Consider the following 18,551-nt stretch of genomic DNA (forward strand, 5'->3'; position numbering starts at 1 on the left):
CCCATCGAGGGAGTATCCATGACCCACCGGCCGTCCCAGCCACGCACCGACACGCCGCGTTACCTCACCGAGGACCGTCTCGCCATCCGTGATCTCGCGCGGGACTTCGCAATGACAAAGGTGCTGCCCGTCGCCAATGAACTCGACCCCGTCCAGGGCACGATCCCGGATTCGCTGAAGAAGGAAATGGCCGAGATCGGCTTCTTCGGCATCATGATCCCCGAGGAACAGGGTGGCCTCGGACTCGGCGTGTTCGAGTACTGCCTGGTCGCCGAGGAACTGTCCCGGGCCTGGATGAGCGTGTCGGGCCTGCTCGCCCGCGGCAACGGCATGGGCGGCGGATTCACCGCCGAGCAGGAAGCGGTGCTGCTGCCGAAGGTCGCCCGCGGCGAATACCTCGGCGCCTATGCGCTGTCCGAGGCCGAGGCCGGATCCGACGTCGCGAACATCTCGTGCCGTGCCACCCGCGACGGCGACGACTGGATAGTCAACGGCACCAAGATGTGGTGCACCTATGCGGACGAAGCCGACTACCTGGTCCTCTTCGCGCGCACCGACCCGGACAAGGACCCGGCGAAACCGCACCGCGGGATCAGCGCATTCCTCGTCGAGAAGGAACGCGGGGGGTTCCCCGAAGGGATCTCGGGCACGAAGGTCCGCAAGATCGGCTACTTCGGGTGGAGCACGTGGGAGCTGTCCTTCGACAACTTCCGTATTCCCGCCAGCGCGATGCTCGGCGAGGAGGGCAAGGGCTTCTATCTCGCCGTGTCGGGACTCGAGGTCGGTCGCGCCCACACCGCGGCCCGCGCGATCGGTCTGGCCCGTGCCGCACTCGAGGACTCCATCGCCTACGTCCACACCCGCCGCCAGTTCGGCCGACCCATCGGCGATTTCCAGCACCTGCGCTTCAAGATCGCGAAGATGGCCGCCGACATCGAAGCTGCCCGGCAGCTCATGTACTCGGTCGCCACCGACATCGACACCGGACGGCGCTGCTCGCTCGAGGCGTCGATGTGCAAGCTCGTCGCCACCGAGATGGCCGAACAGGTCACCAGCGAAGCCGTGCAGATCCACGGCGGTGCCGGCTACACCACCGACTTCCAGGTCGAACGGCACTGGCGGGATGCGCGTCTGACGAAGATCTTCGAGGGCACCAGCGAGATCCAGATGCGCATCATCTCCGACGAGCTGCTCGGAAGGTCCGAAAGCTGATGACTCTCACGACATCCGATCGCATCACCGTCGGTGACCGCACCACCGGTGCCGAGCGGGTCCTGGCGCCGCTGCTCACCGAAACGGGCATCGCACTGCCGGCCGGCAGTGTCCTCGCCGGCGCCCTGGCGGCCGAGCTGCTCACCGCCCCCGTCGACGGCGGGACCCGCACCGGCACCACATGGTGCGCGACCCGTCCGGTCGCCCACGACGACACCGTCCGCGCGGACGTACTGATCACCCGCGTCGCGGACGGCATCGTCGAACGGTTCGTCCGGCTCCTCGACGACGCCGGAACCGTGCGGGAGTACGGAACCGAAACGTGGCGCCTCGACGACCCCTCTGTCGCCCGGGCCCAGCCGGCCCTGGATTTCTGCACCGTGGCGTGGGGCGAGCTGCTGCGGGCACGTCTCGACCGGGACCTCGCCTTCGTTTCGTCGCTGTCGAGCTGGGACGGCACGATCGGCCTGCGCTGCGACGACCGGGAAGTGCACCTGCGGATCTACAAGGGCCGCATCGTCGATGTCACGCGCCGCACCCCGCACGGCGCGACCTTCACCTTCGTCGCCCCGGCGCACCTGTGGGCCGAGGTGGTCCTCGCCGAACGCGACGACTTCATGCGCCGCGCCATCGGAGGCGAATTCTCCTCCACCGGAGACGGATACGAGTATCTCCGTCTCACCAAACCGCTCCACATCGTCATCGCGCACGCGCGCGCACTCGCACAGGAGGTCCGGCCGTGATCGAAGCGCGCTACCTCGACGTCGGCGGTGCCCTCGGCTTCGTCGAGATCGTCACCCCCGACGCGCATCCGGCGCCGGACACGTTGCCCACCGTGCTGTGCATCCATACCGCCGGGCAGAGCGGGGTGCAGTACCGGCACGTCGCCCGTGACCTCGCCGCCCGCGGCTACCGTGTCCTCGTTCCCGATCTTCCCGGCCACGGACGTTCCGAACCCGCCCCGGACGGGCCGGTCACGTCGCTGACCGCCTACGGCGACTGGCTCTGCGCCGTTCTCGACGAACTCGCGATCGAACGCCCCTACGTCGTCGGCTGCTCGATCGGCGGCAAGCTGACCCTCGAACTGTCCGTCCGTCCGGACCGTCCGCTCGCCGGTGCCATCGCGATGGAAGCCGAAGCCGGACCCGGTCGCGTCAACGTCGCCGGTCTGCGGCGCGAGCTCGAGGATGTCGCCGGCCCGGCCCGGGCGGAACGCACCTACCTCGGAACGTTGGCCTCGGTCGGCACGTCGGTGCCCGACGCCGCGGCACGCGTGATCGCCACGATGCACAAGCGCGAGGATCCCGAGATCTCCTCGTCCGATCTGATCGGCTGGGGTGGCCACGACGTCCGCGACCGCCTGCACCTGGTCGACGCTCCGATCCACCTCGTTGCGGGACTGGACGATCCGTGGATCCGCGCTACCGACGTCGAGCAGGTCGCCGTGCGGATCAACGCGGCGCATCCGGGTCTCGCGCGGTACACCGGCCTGACCGGGGTCGGGCACTATCCGATGGAGGAGATCGACGACTTCGCCGCCCTCGTCGACACCTGGATCCGTGAACTGGACGAAACCGCCGGGGCGGAACCGGATTCCGAGGAGATCGCGTCGTGACAGCCACCGGCACCACTTCCCTGACCGGTCTCCTGGCCGAGCTGGTCGCCGCCGACCCCGACGCGCCGCTCGCGTTCGACGTGGCCGGTGACGAGATCCTGACGTGCACCCGCGCCCGCTTCGGCGACCGGGTCGAAGCCGTGCGCACCGAACTCGCCGAAGCCGGAATCGAACCAGGACAGTGCATCGCAGTCATGCTGCCGAACTGGTCCGACGCAGTGGTGTGGCAGTTCGCCGCATCCGCGCTCGGAGCCCACGTCATCGGTGTCAACACGCGCTACAACACCGGAGAGGTCGCGCACATCCTCGACGCGGCGCGGCCGGCGGTCGTCGCCGTGGCCGCGTCCTTCCACGGCCTCGACCTGTTCGGAACACTGAGCGCCGCAGCCGGATCCGTACCCGAGGTCGCAACCCCCGCTGTCGCGGTCGTGACCGGTCCGTCCGCTGGGGCGACCCCCGCGGACCCGACGGGATTCGATCTCGGCGGTGGAGCATGGCTGGTCGGCAGCGGCGACCTCCGCGGCACCCGCGTACCCCGCACACCCGACACCGCGACGATCACCGCGGCCGGTGCGGTCGCCGATCCGTCGGACCCCCTCGCGGCGGCGTTCACGACCTCCGGCTCCACCGGCACGCCGAAACTTGCCGCACACCGGGATTCGGCGGTGGTCCGGCACGGCCGCGCCGATGCGGAGATCATGGGAGTCACCCCGGGCGACGTCACGCTGTGTGTGCTGCCGGTGTCCGGAGTGTTCGGTTTCAGCACCGCCATGGCGACTCTCGCCGGCGGCGGAGCCCTGCTCATGGAACCGGTGTTCGACGCCGCGGCGGTTCTGCGCCGCATGCAGGAACTGAAGGTCACGCACGTCGTCGGCGGCGACGACCTGTTCGGCCGGTTGTACGACACCTGGCACGCCGAGCAGCGGTCCGATCTGTCGTCGTTGAAATGGCTGGGTATCGCAGATTTCCTGGGGCGCTCCCACGCCATCGCCCGCTGGGCCCGCGACGAGTTCGGCGCACTGACCTCCGGCGTGTTCGGTTCGTCCGAGGTGTTCGCGCTCACGCTGTTGTGGTCCGACCGGGACCCCGAGTCGGTGCGCTGGAACGGGGGAGGCCGCCCCGTCGCCTCCTCGATCGAGGTGCGGATCGTCGACCCGGTCGACGACCGCGTGCTGCCCGACGGCGAACAGGGCGAACTGCAGTTGCGTGGCCCCAACGTCGTCGACGCCTACCTCGGCAATCCCGATGCCGCACGGCGTGCATTCACGGCCGACGGCTGGTTCCGCAGTGGAGACCTCGCGGTCGCCACGGGTGACGGCGGCTACCGATTCGTGTGCCGCATGGGAGATGTCCTGCGGCTGCGCGGTTTCCTCGTCGACCCCGCGGAGATCGAGCGCCGCCTCGCGCAGCATCCCGATGTGGGAGTCGTCAAGGTCGTCGGGATCACCGGCGAGGGCGGCTACACCAGTGCCGTCGGCTTCGTCGTCCTCACCGACGACGCGTCCGCCGGCACCGACGCCGGTGTGCTGAAGCAATGGTGCCGTGCGGAACTCGCCGCATTCAAGGTGCCGTCGGCTGTGCACATCGTCGAACACATGCCCACCACCGTGGGCGGAAACGGAACGAAGATCCGGGCCGTCGAACTGCGCGAATGGGCGCAGAACTGGACCGATCGTGAAAGGGACCACCGCCGTGACTGATTCCGTCGCCGATGCCACCGACGTGGTGATCTGTGAACCGCTGCGCACTCCCGTCGGCCGATACGGTGGCATGTTCGTCGACGTGCCGGCGACCGACCTCGCCGCACGCGTCATCTCGGAGTTGCTGTCCCGCACCGGGATCGATCCGGAGAAGATCGACGACGTGATCTTCGGCCAATGTTACCCCAACGGGGAGGCCCCGGCGATCGGCCGCGTCGCCGCGCTCGACGCGGGCCTTCCCGTCACCGTGCCGGGGCTGCAACTGGACCGCCGATGCGGCTCCGGTCTGCAGGCAGTGCTCGACGCGGCGATGCGCGTGCAGACCGGTGTGGCGGACATCGTGATCGCCGGCGGTGTCGAATCGATGAGCCGTGCCGAGTACTACACCGAGTCGATGCGCTGGGGCGCCAAGGGTGCGCCGGCGGCCCTGCACGACCGGCTCGCGCGTGGTCGCGTCACCGCCGGCGGCCGCAGCCATCCGGTCCCCGGCGGCATGCTCGAAACGGCGGAGAACCTGCGTCGCAAGTACGGCATCTCTCGACTCGAACAGGACGAACTCGCCGTCGAATCGCATCGCCGTGCGGTCGCCGCGATCGACTCCGGGAAGTTCGCGGAGGAGATCGTCCCGGTCACCGTGCCGCAGCGCAAGGGCGAGCCGACCGTGATCGACCGCGACGAGCATCCGCGTGCCGGCACCACCGTCGAGACCCTCGCGAAGCTGCGCCCCATCATGGGCAAGCAGGATCCCGCCGCGACCGTGACCGCGGGCAATGCGAGCGGTCAGAACGACGGTGCCGCAGCATGTGTCGTCACCTCCCGGGCCACCGCCGATCGTCTCGGACTGCGGCCCCTCGGCCGGCTCGTCACCTGGGCGGTCGCCGGTGTCGCGCCGTCCGAGATGGGTATCGGGCCGGTGCCGTCCACCGAGAAGGCGCTGCAGCGGGCGGATCTGTCGCTCTCGGACATGGACCTCATCGAACTCAACGAAGCGTTCGCGGCGCAGGCGCTCGCGGTGACACGTGAATGGAAGTTCACCGCAGCCGATTTCGATCGCACCAATGTGAACGGGTCCGGTATCTCGCTGGGGCACCCCGTCGGTGCGACCGGAGTGCGGATCCTCGCGACCCTGCTGCGCGAACTCGACCGGCGCGGTGCCCGCTACGGTCTCGAGACGATGTGCATCGGCGGCGGGCAGGGCCTGACCGCGATCTTCGAGCGCGTCTCGTGACCGCCCGCCCGCTCGACGGGGTGCAGGTCGTCGATCTGTCCAGCTTCGTCGCCGGCCCCACCGCGGGCCGCATGCTCGCCGAGCTCGGGGCCGACGTCATCCGTATCGACCCGGTCGCCGGGGCCGTCGACGGCGGGCGCTGGCCCCTCACCGACGGTGGCGGCAGTCTCTACTGGACCGGACTCAACCAGTGGAAACGGTCACTGGCGGTGGATCTGCGCAGCGACGAGGGCCGCGCGGTCGTCGTCGATCTGATCGCGCGGGCGGGCATCGTCCTCGAGAACGCGGCCCATGCCCCGTGGCTCTCCCACGAGGCGTTGGCCGCTCGCCGGCCCGATCTGATCCACCTGCACATCGCCGGCAACGCCGACGGCAGCCCGGCCGTCGACTACACGGTCAACGCCGCGGTCGGTCTGCCGTTGATGACCGGGCCGGTCGAGCACACCGCGCCCGTGAACCACGTGCTGCCCGCGTGGGATCTGATCACCGGCGTGCACGCCGCGCTCGGTATCGTCACGGCGCTGCGTCGGCATGAACAGACCGGCGAGGGCAGTTACCTGGAGCTGGCGCTCGACGATGTCGCCGTCTCCGCGGTCGCGAGCATGGGCTGGCTCGCCGAGGCCGAGGCGCGGGGGACCGGCCGCGACCGGTCCGGCAACGCCCTGTTCGGCAGCTACGGCTCGGACTTCCCGACGAGCGACGGCCGGTCGGTGATGATCGTCGGCCTCACCCCGGGGCAGTGGCGGGCGCTGGTCGAGGTCACCGGAACCGCCGACGTGTTCGCGGCACTCGAGAAGCAACGTGGGCTCGATCTCGGGGCCGAAGGCGACCGGTTCGCGGCGCGGGATGCGATCACCGCGATCCTGGCGCCGTGGTTCGCCTCGCGCACCCTCGCGCAGGTCGAAGCAGACCTTGCGGGCACCCGGGTGCTGTGGGCGCCGTACCGGACGATGGACGAGGTCGCCGCCGATCTCGCGGCGCGGCCCGACGCGGTGGTGCAGTACGTCGACCAACCCGGCATCGGGCCCGTCCTCACCGCGCGATCGCCACTGCGCTGGAACGGTCGTTACACCGAGGCTCGGCCCGCGCCGCGGCACGGACAACACACCGGCGAGATCCTCGGATCGCTTCCGATCTGACGGATCCCGCCGGTTCGATTGCGATCGAACCGGATTCGTCCCGCTGGACGATCCGTTCCGGCGCGTTGTGGGTCCGGGTGTCGAATGCTACTGTCACGCGTGTATATACCGAGGAAGCTTGTGTATATACAGAGCAATGTCGGGAGCATCGCCGACAAGGCCCCTCGGCCGCGCCGGCTGTCAGCGACAGACGAACCCAGCCTGTGGCCCGCGCAGGCCGGCCGACGGACGGAGTCCACATGCCGCTTGCCTTGTGTGCCTCGTCGCACTCGCCGCTGATCGGCTTGAACGATCCGGCACCGGACATCGTGAACGAGGTGTACGAACAACTCGACGCCGCAAAGGCATTCGTGGAAGCGTTCGATCCCGAGCTCGTGGTCGTCTTCGGCCCGGACCACTACAACGGATTCCTGTACGACGTGATGCCCTCGTTCTGCGTCGGTGCAGCAGCGGCCTCGGTGGGTGACTACGGCCTGCCGAGCGGGCCACTCGAGGTGGATCGCGCCGCCGCGTACGCGATCACGCGGCACGCACTCGACTCGGGTGTCGACGTCGCATTGTCCGAAGCGATGCAGGTCGACCACGGGTTCGTCCAGCCTCTGCTCTTCCTGTTCGGTTCCGCGGACAGGATCCCGTCCCTCGTTCCGGTGTTCGTCAACTGCGTGGCCGAGCCGCTCGGCCCGGCGAGCCGGGCCCGTCTGCTGGGGGAGGCGGTGGGGCGGGTGCTGGGAGAGTCCGGGAAGAGGGTGCTCATCGTCGGGTCCGGCGGTCTCTCGCACGATCCGCCCGTTCCCCGGCTGGCGGATGCGGCTCCGGAGGTTGCCGCGCGGCTCACGCACGGGCGCAACCCGACTGCGCAGCAGCGTCGGGAGCGCGAGTCTCGTACCGTCGCCGCCGCCGGCGCGTTCGCTGCGGGATCCACGGATTTCCACGACCTCAATCCGGAGTGGGATTCCCTGGTGCTCGATGCGTTCGAGTCGGGCGATATCACTGCGTTCGACGAGAAGCCGAACGACTGGTTCATCGGGGAGGGTGGCCACTCCGCCCATGAGGTCCGTACCTGGATCGCGGCCTACGCTGCCCTGTCCACGCAGGGTTCGTACGAGATGACCAGCCGGTATTACCGACCGATCAAGGAGTGGTTCGCCGGGTTCGCCGTCACCACTGCGATGCAGAAGGAAGTTGTAGCGCGATGACGATATGGGACGACCTCGGTTCCGTGGCTCATACGATCGAGTTCCGCGAGATCGACGGATGGCGAACCCGTGTGCTGCGGGCGGGATCAGGGCCCGCGCTGGTGCTCATGCACGGCACGGGCGGTCACCTGGAGGCATTCTCACGCAACATACCGGCACTTGCCGAGCACTTCTCCGTCATCGCCTACGACTTTCCCGGGCAGGGCTACACGACTCCGGCCGATCGCGACCTCGAACTCGATGCCTACGTCAACCACCTCGCTGCCCTGCTCGATGACCTCGGTCTGGAGCGGGCGCACCTGTCCGGCGAGTCGCTCGGCGGCTGGGTAGCGCTCAAATTCGCTGTCGCGCACCCCGACCGACTGCGCCGGATCGTGCTCAACACACCGGGTGGCACCATGGCGGCTCCAGAGGTGATGGCGCGGATCCGGGAACTGAGTCAGGCCGCCGCCGACGAGCCCACCGCGGAGCGCATCCGCGCGCGTCTCGAGTGGCTCATGGCCGATCCCGCCAGTGTCACCGACGAACTCGTCGGGTGCCGCCGAGCGATCTACTCGCAGCCGGGGTTTGCGGAGTCGATGCGCCACGTCCTGTGCCTGCAGGATCCCGACGTGCGCCGGCGCAACATGGTGACCGATGCCGATCTGGCGGCGGTGACGGTGCCGGTGCTGGTGATCTGGACCAGCGACGACCCGTCCGGCCCCGCAGCGGCCGGAATGGACATGGCCGACAAGCTGCCGAACGGGCAGTTCCTCTTCATCGACGGCGCGGGCCACTGGCCCCAGTGGGAACAGCGGGAGACTTGCGACAAGGCCGTGATCGGGTTCCTGTGCGACGGCGATACGGGACGGTGAGAGACCCGTGTGCCGAGCGCCGGACGATGCTCAGGCGTCAATTATCGCTCGGGCGATCTCTCCGGCAGCCCGTACAACCTCCGGTGCGGCCGCGGCCAGCTGATCCTCTCGGTGGCTCATGAGAGTGAGGCACGCGGTCGGGTGAGAATTCGCGATCGGAGCGGCGACCGCGTAGACGCCGGATTCGATCTCGCCCGAGCTCGTGGCGTATCCGTGCCGGCGTGCCTCGGCGACGGCCTCGGGTTCGTCGGGCACCTCCGGACCGGCGGCGAGGAGGGCATAGCCGGCCGCGCCGCGATCCAGCAACGTGCGCATCCCGGCACGGAAGGAGATGTGCTGTGCGACCGTGACCGGCTCGACGACCTCGATGGAGACGGCCTCGTCCCTCTCGGCTACGAACAGGTGGACGGTGCAACCGGCGTGGTCGGCGAGGCGCCGCATCACCGGCGTGGCGATCTCGCGCAACGCCGGCAGATAGGCTGTGGACAGGGAGGCCAGGCGTGAACCGGGACGGTACACACCGTCGGAGCCGGGTGTCACGAACCCGAAATCGCGTAGCGTCTGCAGGATTCGGTATGCGATCGAACGGTGGACCCCGAGCTCCTCGGCAAGCCGCTGAACGGTCATGCCGGTGGGGGAATCCACCACCGCGAGCAGCGCGCTGAGCCCGCGGGCCAGTGTCTGGCTACCGACCTGGGGCTGAGGCCGGGAGCGTGCATCCGATGTCGTCATGCCGGATCGGGCCGGGTCGAGGCACATTCGCGCATGCGGTGCGCACAGACGCATTTGTGCGAATAAAGCAACATGCAACTCATTATATACACGGCGTGCATTTCCAGTGTTGACACGGCAATCCCTGTTCGACATAGTCTGTGTGTATATAGAAGCGTCATGTTCGTTAATTACAACGCAACCAGGGGGCGACGTGACCGACGCTCGAGAACGATCCGCCGCGGCGTCGGCCACCGTCGACGTCCTCGTGGTGGGGGCGGGGCCCGTCGGGCTCACCCTGGCGAACATTCTGGGAGCGCGAGGGCTGCGGGTTCTCGTCGCCGAAGAGCGTGACGTGCTGATCGACTACCCGCGTGGTGTAGGCCTGGACGACGAGTCCATGCGCGCCTTCCAGAGCATCGGACTGGCGAAACATGTCGAGCGGCACCTCATTCCGAATCAGATCCTGCGGTTCGTCAACGGCAGGGGTGAACTACTCGCGGAAATGGCGCCGAGCGAAGCGCAGTTCGGCTGGCCGCGGCGCAACGGATTCGTCCAGCCGCTCGTCGATGCAGAACTCCTGGAAGGACTCCGGCGCTTCGCCACCGTCGAGGTGTGCTGGTCCACCCCCATGCAGACCATGCGCGAGGGGGAGGACGGCGTCGTGGTCGAACTCCTCGGGAACGGTCTTCCTCGGCAGGTGCGCGCGCGATACGTGGTCGGATGCGACGGTGGCCGGAGCCGGACCCGCCGGATCATCGGCACGTCGTTCGACGGGGTCACGTCGGCCACGCGCTGGCTCGTCGTGGACCTCGCCCACGACCCCCTCGGCACGCCGAACAGCTATGTGGGCGCCGACCCGGAGCGGCCGTACGCCTCCATCTCGATCGCCCACGGCATCCGGCGCTTCGAGTTCATGCTCATGGACGGCGAAACCGACACCGAGGTCGACGACCTCGGATTCGTGCGGAAACTCCTCGGTCGGCACGTCCCGCGTCCGGAGGACTCCGAGATCATCGCGTACCGCATCTACACCCACCACTCGAGGATCGCCGGCGAGTTCGGTCGCGGACGCATCTTCATCGCGGGCGACGCAGCGCATCTGATGCCGGTCTGGCAGGGACAGGGATACAACAGTGGCGTGCGCGACGCGGTGAACCTCGGCTGGAAGCTCGCGGCGGTGTGCTCCGGGCAGGCTGAACCCGCTCTGCTGACGACCTACGACGAGGAGCGACGGGGCCACGCACGAGCGATGATCGATCTGTCCACCACGGTCGGACGGGTGATCTCGGTGCGGAACAAGCGTCTCGCGTGGCTCCGCGACAGGGTGCTCCGGTCGGCGTCGGCGCTCCCCGTGCTGAAGCGATACATCCTGGAGATGCGATTCAAGCCGATGCCCCGGTACGAAACCGGGGCCGTCGTCGCTCGTCCCGGCAAGACCTCGCCGGTGGGACGGATGTTCATCCAGCCCGAGGTGGTCACCGAGAACGGGCGGTGCCTGCTCGACGAGGCACTCGGGAGCTGGTTCGCGGTGCTCTGCTGGAACAACGACCCGACCGCGGTCCTCGGCAAGCGCAGCGTGGAGGCGTGGCGCACGATCGGCGCTCGACTCGTCGCCGTCGTGCCCGCAGCGCAGATCGGACAGACCTCGTACGGTGACGACGTGACCGTGGTCGGCGACCCGGGGCAGCTGAAGGCGTGGTTCGACGCCCACAACGAATCCGTGCTGTTCCTGCGACCGGACCGTTTCGTGGCTGCTGCCGGCATCGCCCAGGATGCCGGTCTGCTGTCGACGCAACTGCTGAGCGTTCTGGGCATGGAGAAGCACCTGGTGGACAACGTTTCGGACGCGACCGCAGTCTGAGGGCGGCGGGAACTCTCACGGCCGTTCCCGGGAGTTGTTCTCCGCCTGGTACTTTCGGTATGGACGCGATGGTGTCCGACGGCAGGACATATTGTCCATCTACGTGCGTGAACGGCCGGGTGTCGGGAAGCTCGTGACATTTCGCGCTTCCGATTCGCGGCCGGCCGGGAGGGAAGCGTCACCGGACCAACAGAGGAGTAAGAGGATGTCGAAGAGCGAACCTCCGTCGGCAGAGGAAATCGTCCTCTACGAGAAGGACCCGGCAACGAAGATCGCGACGATCACTTTCGATCGACCGGATCGACTGAACGCGCCGACGGTCGAGGCGCGCCTGCGGTATGCCGAACTCCTGCATCGAGCGAACATCGACGACGATGTGAAGGTGCTGGTGGTGCGGGGCGAGGGGGACGATTTCGGGAGTGGAGTCGACCTGCCGGACTTCATGGAGGGCGTCGAGAACGGGGACTCCGCCGAGCGTCTCAAGGAGTTCAGGATCGACGACCCGGATGTCGTGTATCCGCCCAAGGATTCGTACCGCAACATGGGCAACTACGGACCGTGGTTCGCCAATGCCCGGTCGGGTTGCCGGAGTCTGCAGGAGTTCAGCAAGATCAGCATCGTGGAGGTCAAGGGGTACTGCTACGGGTGGCACTTCTATCAGGCCGCCGACGCCGACCTCGTGATCGCCTCCGACGACGCGCTGTTCGGGCATGCGGCATTCCGCTACGTGGGCTGGGGTCCGCGCATGTGGACCTGGGCGATGACGATGGGGATCCGGCGCTTCCAGGAGATGGTGTTCACCGGGCGCCCGTTCACTGCCGACGAGATGTACGAGTGCGGTTTCCTCAACAAGGTCGTGACCCGCGACCGCCTCGAGGCCGAGGTACAGACCTACGCGCAGGCGTGCGCGCGGAACCGTCCGACGGACACGGTGGTCATCCAGAAGATGTTCTTCCAGATGATGAAACAGCATCAGGGGGAGTACATGGGAAGTCTGCTCACCGGCATGGTCGAGTCGATGGGCCGCCTGGTCCGCCCGGACGAACACGAGTTCCATCTGAACTCCGCGATGATGGAGGCGGGGCTGACCACATCGGTCAAGGCCAACGACGAGAACTTCCCGCCCGAGTTTCGGCTCAGCAAGGCGGCTCGGAAGCGCCCCTAGCCTTCGATTGCGTCAGTGTTCGGCGTCGTCGAACGTCCTGCGCAGCACTGCGTGGACGTCGTCGAGAAATCGCCGCGTCTGTCGGGTGCGCGGGCGTGCGACGAATCCGCCGTGGATCACCCCGGGGTAGACGTGGAGCTCGACCGGAACCCCGGCGCGGGACAACTGTGCGGCGTAGCGCAGGTTGGAGTCGAGCAACGCGTCCACGTCGCCGATACCGATGAATGTGGGTGCCACGCCGCGCAATTCGCTCGGCGTCGCTCGTCCGGGTGCGGCCGTGGCCGGCGGTGTCGCTCCGCCGAGTCCGCCGAGATAGGCCTGCCACGCGTGACGTTCGGCCTCGAGCCGCCACAGGCCCCAGTGGCCGGCACCGCCCTCGAGCGCCCGGACGGATCCGTGCTCCCGGTCGTCGAGCATGGGATAGATCAGGAGTTGGAGTGCGGGCTGGGGCAGGCCGAGCCGGGTGAGGCGGATGCACAGCGCGGTGGCCAGCCCTGCGCCGGCGCTCGCGCCGCCGATGACCAGCCGATTCCGGTCCACTTCGAGGGCATCGGCGTTGTCGAGGATGTGGCGCCAGACCGTTTCTGCATCGTCGAGTCCGGCCGGGTAGGGATTCTCGGGTGCCAGGCGATAGTCGACGGATACGACGGCGCATCCGAGCTCGGCAGCCATGCGATCGAGCCGATCGTCGTTCTCGGCGAGACTGCCCATGATGTAGGCCCCGCCGTGGAAATACATCACAACCGGAAGTTGCCCCGTGGCCTCCCGTGGCCGGTACCACCGGACGGGCACCTCGGGACGGCCGTCCGTGCCCGGGACCACGTCGTCGATTCGCACGACGTGCCCGGTCACCGGCGTCGGGGGAGGGGTGACCCCGGCGTAACTCGCGCGGATGGTCTCGATGCCGGTGGTGTCCCATCGGGTCAGGAGATCGAGCCGGCCGAGCGTCGCCGGCTCGACTCGGCGGTGGACCGCGATGGCAGGTTCCCCCGGCCCCCGGAACACGGGAAGTGTCCCGAGGGCGGCGCGCAGGCCGGCTGCTGTCGGGGCGGCCTCGGAGGCGGGACGAAATGGCCGGGCGTGAACGGGGGGTTCCTTCCGGGCGCTCACCCGTTCCGCGAGCTCGGTGGCGAGGTGTTCGGACCCCGGTGCACCGAGTATCCCGATGCGGCTCGGGTCGGCACCGAATACGTCGGCGGCCACCGAACGAGCCCACTGCAGGGCGCGATCGCTGTCGTCGAGCGCGCTGTCGGAACGGGTGGGGACCTCGACGATCACCAGCCCTTCGTCGGCGAGCTTTCGATAGATGTGCACGTAACCGGCTGGGTCGAGACCGCCGTCGACGAGGACGAGAACCAGGTACGCGGGGCACGCCGGAGCCCGCCGCGGCGCAAAGCTGCGGACGATCAGTTCCGCCCCCACGTCGTGGGAGTCGCAGTCCGCCACCTCGACCTCCGTATCAAATAATGAACACAGTCACTCGAAAAATACACAAAAACGGTAGCCGACGGCGTGTCACCCCACAAGGCTCCGAATCGAAGCCTTGACGGAGATGAAGTCCTCCCGACAGAATGTGTGCATATAGAATCAAACAGTTCGTTAATTACAACATCACGTAGGTTGTGTGACGGAGAGGGGGCCCGAACCCATGACGGAAGCTCGGCACAGCACAGCCGGTGAGATCGATGTTGCAGACCCTGCGGAGGTCTTCGCCGCTTGGCTCGAGGAGTTCGCCGCCGCGCTCGGCACGGGTTCGGAGGTGGAGCTGGAATCATGCCTCCATCCCTCCGCCACGTGGCGCGACTTCATGGCCTTTCCGTGGGACTTCCACCACGCTGTCGGCGGCGAGCAGTCGGCCGGACGGCTGACGGAACTGGCCAAGGAATGGAACGCGTCGGGATTCTCCGTGAGCTCCGAGCAGGAACCCTTCGTCTCCGGTGGCGACATCATGGGATTCTTCGACTTCACGACCAGCGACCGGATCAACCGCGGGTTCGCCCGGCTCGTGCGTGAGGGCTCTCGTTTCGTGGCCTTCACCCTGCAGACCCAGGTCGTTTCGCTCGCGGCGTTCCCCGAGCGGACGCGTCACCGCCGCCCGGAGGGCAAGGTCTACGGCATCGTCCCCGGCCGCACGCGCTGGGCCGCCGATCGGATCGAGGAAACGTCCTTCGAAAACCGCGACCCCGCGGTCCTCGTGCTCGGAGCCGGCCACAACGGCCTCGCCCTGGCGGCGCGGTTGGGTGCACTCGACGTTCCGACGCTGGTGATCGACCGCGAGGCGCGCATCGGCGACACGTGGCGCAAGCGCTATGCGTCTCTCGCGTTGCACAGCACCGTCTACGGCGACCACCTGCCCTATCTTCCGCTTCCCGCAACGTGGCCGGCGCACACCCCGAAGGACAAGTTCGCGAACTGGCTCGAGACGTACGCGACCACTCTCGACCTCAATGTGTGGACCGGCACGACCTTCCTCAACGGCCACTACGACGAGGCCACGGAACGGTGGACCGTCCGCGTGCAGATGGGCGACGGCTCGATCCGCGAGTTGCACCCGCGCCACTTCATCGTGGCGGGCGGAATGTTCGGTGCGCCGCGCATTCCCGAGATCGCCGGACTCCAGGAATATCGCGGTGTCGCGGTGCACTCCGACGAATTCCAGGACGGTGATCGTTACGCAGGCAAGAAGGTGCTCGTCATCGGGTCCGGGGTCAGCGGCCACGAACTCGCGCACGATCTCTGGGAACACGACGCCGACGTCACGATGGTGCAGCGCACATCGACCTACGTCGTGACCTATCCGACCTACCACCGGTACTGGTCGACACTGTTCACCGAGGACATGACCCTGTCGCCGGACCTCGCGGATCAGATGACCTACGCCCTCCCCAGCGAACGGGTCGACGAGCTCAACAAGGAACTCGTGCAGCTCGCCAAGGAAGCCGACAGCGAACTCCTCGGTGCGCTCGAGGCCCGGGGCTTCAAGCTCAACTGGGGTCCGGACGGCACGGGGATCATCGGTGCGCACATGTCGGGCAAGGACAGCTATCAGATCGACATCGGTGCATCCCAGCTCATCGCCGACGGTCGGGTCCACCTCCGGCAGGGCGTCGAGGTCGCGGAGATCAAGGACGGCACGACAGTGGTGTTCACCGACGGGTCGGAGATGCACGACGTCGCCCTGATCGTCTTCGCGACCGGCTACCACCAGTTCTGGGGTCACATCGGGCCGGTCCTCGGTTCGGCGGCCGCCAAGATCGACAAGGCCTACGGCCGGGCCGCCGACGGTGAGTACGCGAACACCTGGCGCCGCTCGGCCCAGCCCGGACTCTGGTTCGGGACCGGATTCATCCGCATGGCGCGCTTCTATTCGCGCTTCACGGCGTTGTTGATCAAGGCGATCGAGGAAGGCATCGAGCCGGTGGATCCGGAGGGCCGCACGAATTAGGCCCGCCTGCCCGGGCTCACCGCGCCCGGGCAGGAGGCGGACCCGGACTATCGGTCGCGAAGGACGTTTCGCTGGATCTTGCCGGTCATCGTCTTGGGGAGCGTGTCGAGCACGTGAACCTCGCGGGGGCGCTTGTACGCGGCGAGGCGTTCGCCGGCGAACGCGACCAGCTCGCCGGGATCGGCGGTACTGCCCTCGCGCAGTGCGACGTATGCGACGATCGCCTCGCCGCGGTAGTCGTCGGGGGCACCCACGACGGCCGCCTCGAGGACCGAAGGGTGTTCGCACAACACGTCTTCGACCTCGCGCGGCCACACCTTGTACCCGGAGGTGTTGATCTGATCCTTGATCCGATCGACGAGATACACCCATCCCTCGTCGTCGATGACGGCGACGTCGCCGGTGTGCAGACGACCGCCGGGAAGTGTTCTCTCCGTTGCCTCTTCGTTCTGCCAGTAGCCGGGGATCACCTGTGGTGCGGTGACGACGAGCTCGCCTTCCTCACCTGGGGACTGCTGTCGTCCCTGTGCGTCGACCGTGAAGACTTCGACACCTCGCGTGGGCATTCCGACCGAAAGCGTCCCGCTCGGTCCGTGGACGGGAGCGGCGATGCCCGGTGGCACCGCGATCCCTCCGCCGGTCGTCTCGGTCATGCCCCAGATGTTGTGCAGATAGACGCCGAACCGGGCGCGGAAGGCCTCGATCGTCGCCGGTGGGACCGGGGCGCCGCCGGAGTAGAGGAACTTGGTGCTCGCGAAGTGGTCGGCGCCGGCGTCGGGGACGCCGAAGAACGCGTTGAAGGCGGTGATCGACCCCACCGTCGTGGTCACCCCGTGCTCGCGGAACAGGTCGAGCACCACCGGCGCCTCGAACCGTCCGCCCATGCTCAGGGTCGCGTCGCCCAGCAGCGCGATCCCGGCGTTGAGCGAGAGCCCGGTGATATGGAACATCGGGGCGATCGCGTAGGACACGTCGCCGGGCTCCAACCGGATCCACTCGCTGTATGCCGCGACGGAGCAGAGAAAATTGCGATGGGTGTTGAGGGCGCCTTTTGGTGGCCCTGTCGTGCCCGAGGTGTAGGTGATGAAGGCGATGTCGTCGCCCTCTCGCGCGACCGGAGCGGGCTGCCGGCCACGTCGGTCGGCCAGGACGCCGGCCAGGTCGCCGTCGGGGGAGGGGGCGGCATCGGGTCCGGAGAACATGCGAGAGTCGTTGCGGGTCTGGAAATCCCGTGAGGATGCCGACAACAACCACCGCACCCGCGTACCGGACAGGGCGCTGCGCGTTGCCTCATCGGTACCGCGAGCGACGACGATCCCGGTCGTGCCGGAGTCCTCGACCAGCCGGCGTAGTTCCTCGCCGCGATACATCGGGTTGAGCGGCACCGCGATCGCTCCGGCCTTCCACACCGCCAGCAGTGTCAGCGGGTAGTACGGGATGTTCTGTAGATGGATACCGATCCGGTCGTCCGGGCGCACTCCGCGCGCTTGCAACTCGGCGGCCAGCGTGTCGGAATGTGCGTCCAGGGTCGCGGCATCGACCGTGCCGTCGAAGTAACGGATCGCCGCACGGTTCGGACCGGCGGCGACCCGCTCGCGCCATGCGTCGACTATCGAGGCGTGCACGCTCACTCCTCACCCGCACCGACTGCGTGCCGCCCGGCGATCCAGGCGAACGTCATGCCGGGGCCGAGTGTGCCGCCGGGGCCGCCGTAGGAGGCACCGGTCGGGGAAGAGACGTTGCCGGCCGCGTACAACCCGGTGATGACGTCGCCGTCCAGATCGATCACTCGGGCATGCTCGTCGACCTTGGGACCGCCCTTCGTGCCGATGACGCCGCTCGTCAGCTCCATGGCGTAGAACGGCCCGTCCGTGATCGGGCCGAGGGTGCCCTCGATGCTGCCCTTCTTGTACGGGTCGCCCCACCACCGGTCGTGGGCGCTCTCACCGCGGGCGAAGTGCGGGTCCTTTCCGGCGGCGACATTCCTGTTCCACTGCTCGACCGTGCGCTCGAGCTCATCGCCCGGGATACCGAGTGTCAGGGCGAGGTCGTGCAGAGTGGCGCTCTCCACCAGCCACGGAGGGGTGGTGCCCGTGTAGGGGCGGCCCGTCGATCCGTAGGTGGTCAGGTAGGTGTGGTCGAAGATCAGCCACGCGGGCAGGTTGGCGTACCGGAACGCGGTGACGTCCTCCTGGTGGAAGGCGCCCACGATGGAGTTGTAGCTCACGGCCTCGTTGGCGAAGCGCCGACCGGTCCGGTTCACCATGATGCTGCGTGGCCTCGTGCGATCGCCGTTGATCATCTCCAGGTTCATCGCATTGATGCCCTCGGGGAGCTCGGTGATGGGAATCCACCAGGCTTCGCGCATGTTCTGGAGCGCGGCCCCGGCACGCATGGCCATGCGCAGGCCGTCGCCCGTGTT

Annotated in this window: 15 protein-coding genes; 11 read left to right on the forward strand and 4 right to left on the reverse strand. The window is 67.9% G+C overall.

The genetic code is table 11. The annotated features are described in order from the left end of the window. Positions 1-18 precede the first annotated feature (18 nt). From A8G15_RS23235 to A8G15_RS23270, 8 genes are all read left to right on the forward strand, one after another. Complete coding sequence (locus tag A8G15_RS23235; protein ID WP_068165165.1) at positions 19-1,212, forward strand: acyl-CoA dehydrogenase family protein; 1,194 nt, start codon at positions 19-21, stop codon at positions 1,210-1,212. Then, complete coding sequence (locus tag A8G15_RS23240; protein WP_068165167.1) at positions 1,212-1,955, forward strand: hypothetical protein; 744 nt, start codon at positions 1,212-1,214, stop codon at positions 1,953-1,955. The genes A8G15_RS23235 and A8G15_RS23240 overlap by 1 nt, the downstream gene beginning before the upstream one ends. Next, positions 1,952-2,827, forward strand: a complete 876-nt coding sequence (locus tag A8G15_RS23245) for an alpha/beta fold hydrolase (RefSeq protein ID WP_068165169.1) — start codon at positions 1,952-1,954, stop codon at positions 2,825-2,827. The genes A8G15_RS23240 and A8G15_RS23245 overlap by 4 nt, the downstream gene beginning before the upstream one ends. Next, a complete protein-coding gene (locus A8G15_RS23250; protein WP_068165171.1) occupies positions 2,824-4,527 on the forward strand; it encodes an AMP-binding protein in 1,704 nt (567 codons plus the stop codon). The genes A8G15_RS23245 and A8G15_RS23250 overlap by 4 nt, the downstream gene beginning before the upstream one ends. Beyond that, complete coding sequence (locus tag A8G15_RS23255; protein WP_068165186.1) at positions 4,520-5,755, forward strand: acetyl-CoA C-acetyltransferase; 1,236 nt, start codon at positions 4,520-4,522, stop codon at positions 5,753-5,755. Before A8G15_RS23250 ends, A8G15_RS23255 begins: the two co-directional genes overlap by 8 nt. Further along, positions 5,752-6,894 (forward strand): CoA transferase, encoded by a 1,143-nt coding sequence (locus A8G15_RS23260; RefSeq protein ID WP_068165172.1) that lies wholly within the window; start codon positions 5,752-5,754, stop codon positions 6,892-6,894. Before A8G15_RS23255 ends, A8G15_RS23260 begins: the two co-directional genes overlap by 4 nt. A gap of 239 nt (positions 6,895-7,133) precedes the next feature. Then, the gene (locus tag A8G15_RS23265; protein ID WP_068165174.1) at positions 7,134-8,090 is read left to right on the forward strand and encodes a 3-carboxyethylcatechol 2,3-dioxygenase; all 957 of its coding nucleotides are present in this window, start codon (positions 7,134-7,136) and stop codon (positions 8,088-8,090) included. Beyond that, positions 8,087-8,944, forward strand: a complete 858-nt coding sequence (locus tag A8G15_RS23270; RefSeq protein WP_068165176.1) for an alpha/beta fold hydrolase — start codon at positions 8,087-8,089, stop codon at positions 8,942-8,944. Before A8G15_RS23265 ends, A8G15_RS23270 begins: the two co-directional genes overlap by 4 nt. A 30-nt stretch (positions 8,945-8,974) precedes the next feature. Here A8G15_RS23270 and A8G15_RS23275 read toward each other — a convergent pair whose 3' ends face one another. Continuing rightward, positions 8,975-9,676: an IclR family transcriptional regulator gene (locus A8G15_RS23275; protein WP_068165188.1), complete on the reverse strand. Its 702-nt coding sequence runs from the start codon at positions 9,674-9,676 to the stop codon at positions 8,975-8,977. Positions 9,677-9,869: 193 nt separating this feature from the next. On the opposite strand from A8G15_RS23275, the gene A8G15_RS23280 reads away from it, so the two are divergent. After that, complete coding sequence (locus tag A8G15_RS23280) at positions 9,870-11,519, forward strand: bifunctional 3-(3-hydroxy-phenyl)propionate/3-hydroxycinnamic acid hydroxylase (RefSeq protein ID WP_068165178.1); 1,650 nt, start codon at positions 9,870-9,872, stop codon at positions 11,517-11,519. A gap of 205 nt (positions 11,520-11,724) precedes the next feature. Next, a complete protein-coding gene (locus tag A8G15_RS23285) occupies positions 11,725-12,684 on the forward strand; it encodes an enoyl-CoA hydratase/isomerase family protein (protein WP_068165179.1) in 960 nt (319 codons plus the stop codon). 12 nt (positions 12,685-12,696) lie between these two features. Here the strand turns inward: A8G15_RS23285 and A8G15_RS23290 are convergent, their stop codons facing one another. After that, a complete protein-coding gene (locus tag A8G15_RS23290) occupies positions 12,697-14,130 on the reverse strand; it encodes an alpha/beta hydrolase (protein WP_245687966.1) in 1,434 nt (477 codons plus the stop codon). Positions 14,131-14,332: 202 nt separating this feature from the next. On the opposite strand from A8G15_RS23290, the gene A8G15_RS23295 reads away from it, so the two are divergent. Next, positions 14,333-16,129 (forward strand): NAD(P)-binding domain-containing protein, encoded by a 1,797-nt coding sequence (locus A8G15_RS23295; RefSeq protein ID WP_068165181.1) that lies wholly within the window; start codon positions 14,333-14,335, stop codon positions 16,127-16,129. A gap of 47 nt (positions 16,130-16,176) precedes the next feature. Here the strand turns inward: A8G15_RS23295 and A8G15_RS23300 are convergent, their stop codons facing one another. Further along, the gene (locus A8G15_RS23300) at positions 16,177-17,754 is read right to left on the reverse strand and encodes a class I adenylate-forming enzyme family protein (RefSeq protein WP_245687967.1); all 1,578 of its coding nucleotides are present in this window, start codon (positions 17,752-17,754) and stop codon (positions 16,177-16,179) included. A 2-nt stretch (positions 17,755-17,756) separates the two neighbouring features. After that, positions 17,757-18,551 (reverse strand): FAD-binding protein (locus A8G15_RS23305; protein WP_156665530.1); only part of this gene is annotated, 795 nt, incomplete at its 5' end.

Source organism: Rhodococcus phenolicus (genome assembly GCF_001646785.1).
GTDB classification, from domain to species: Bacteria; Actinomycetota; Actinomycetes; order Mycobacteriales; family Mycobacteriaceae; genus Rhodococcus; species Rhodococcus phenolicus.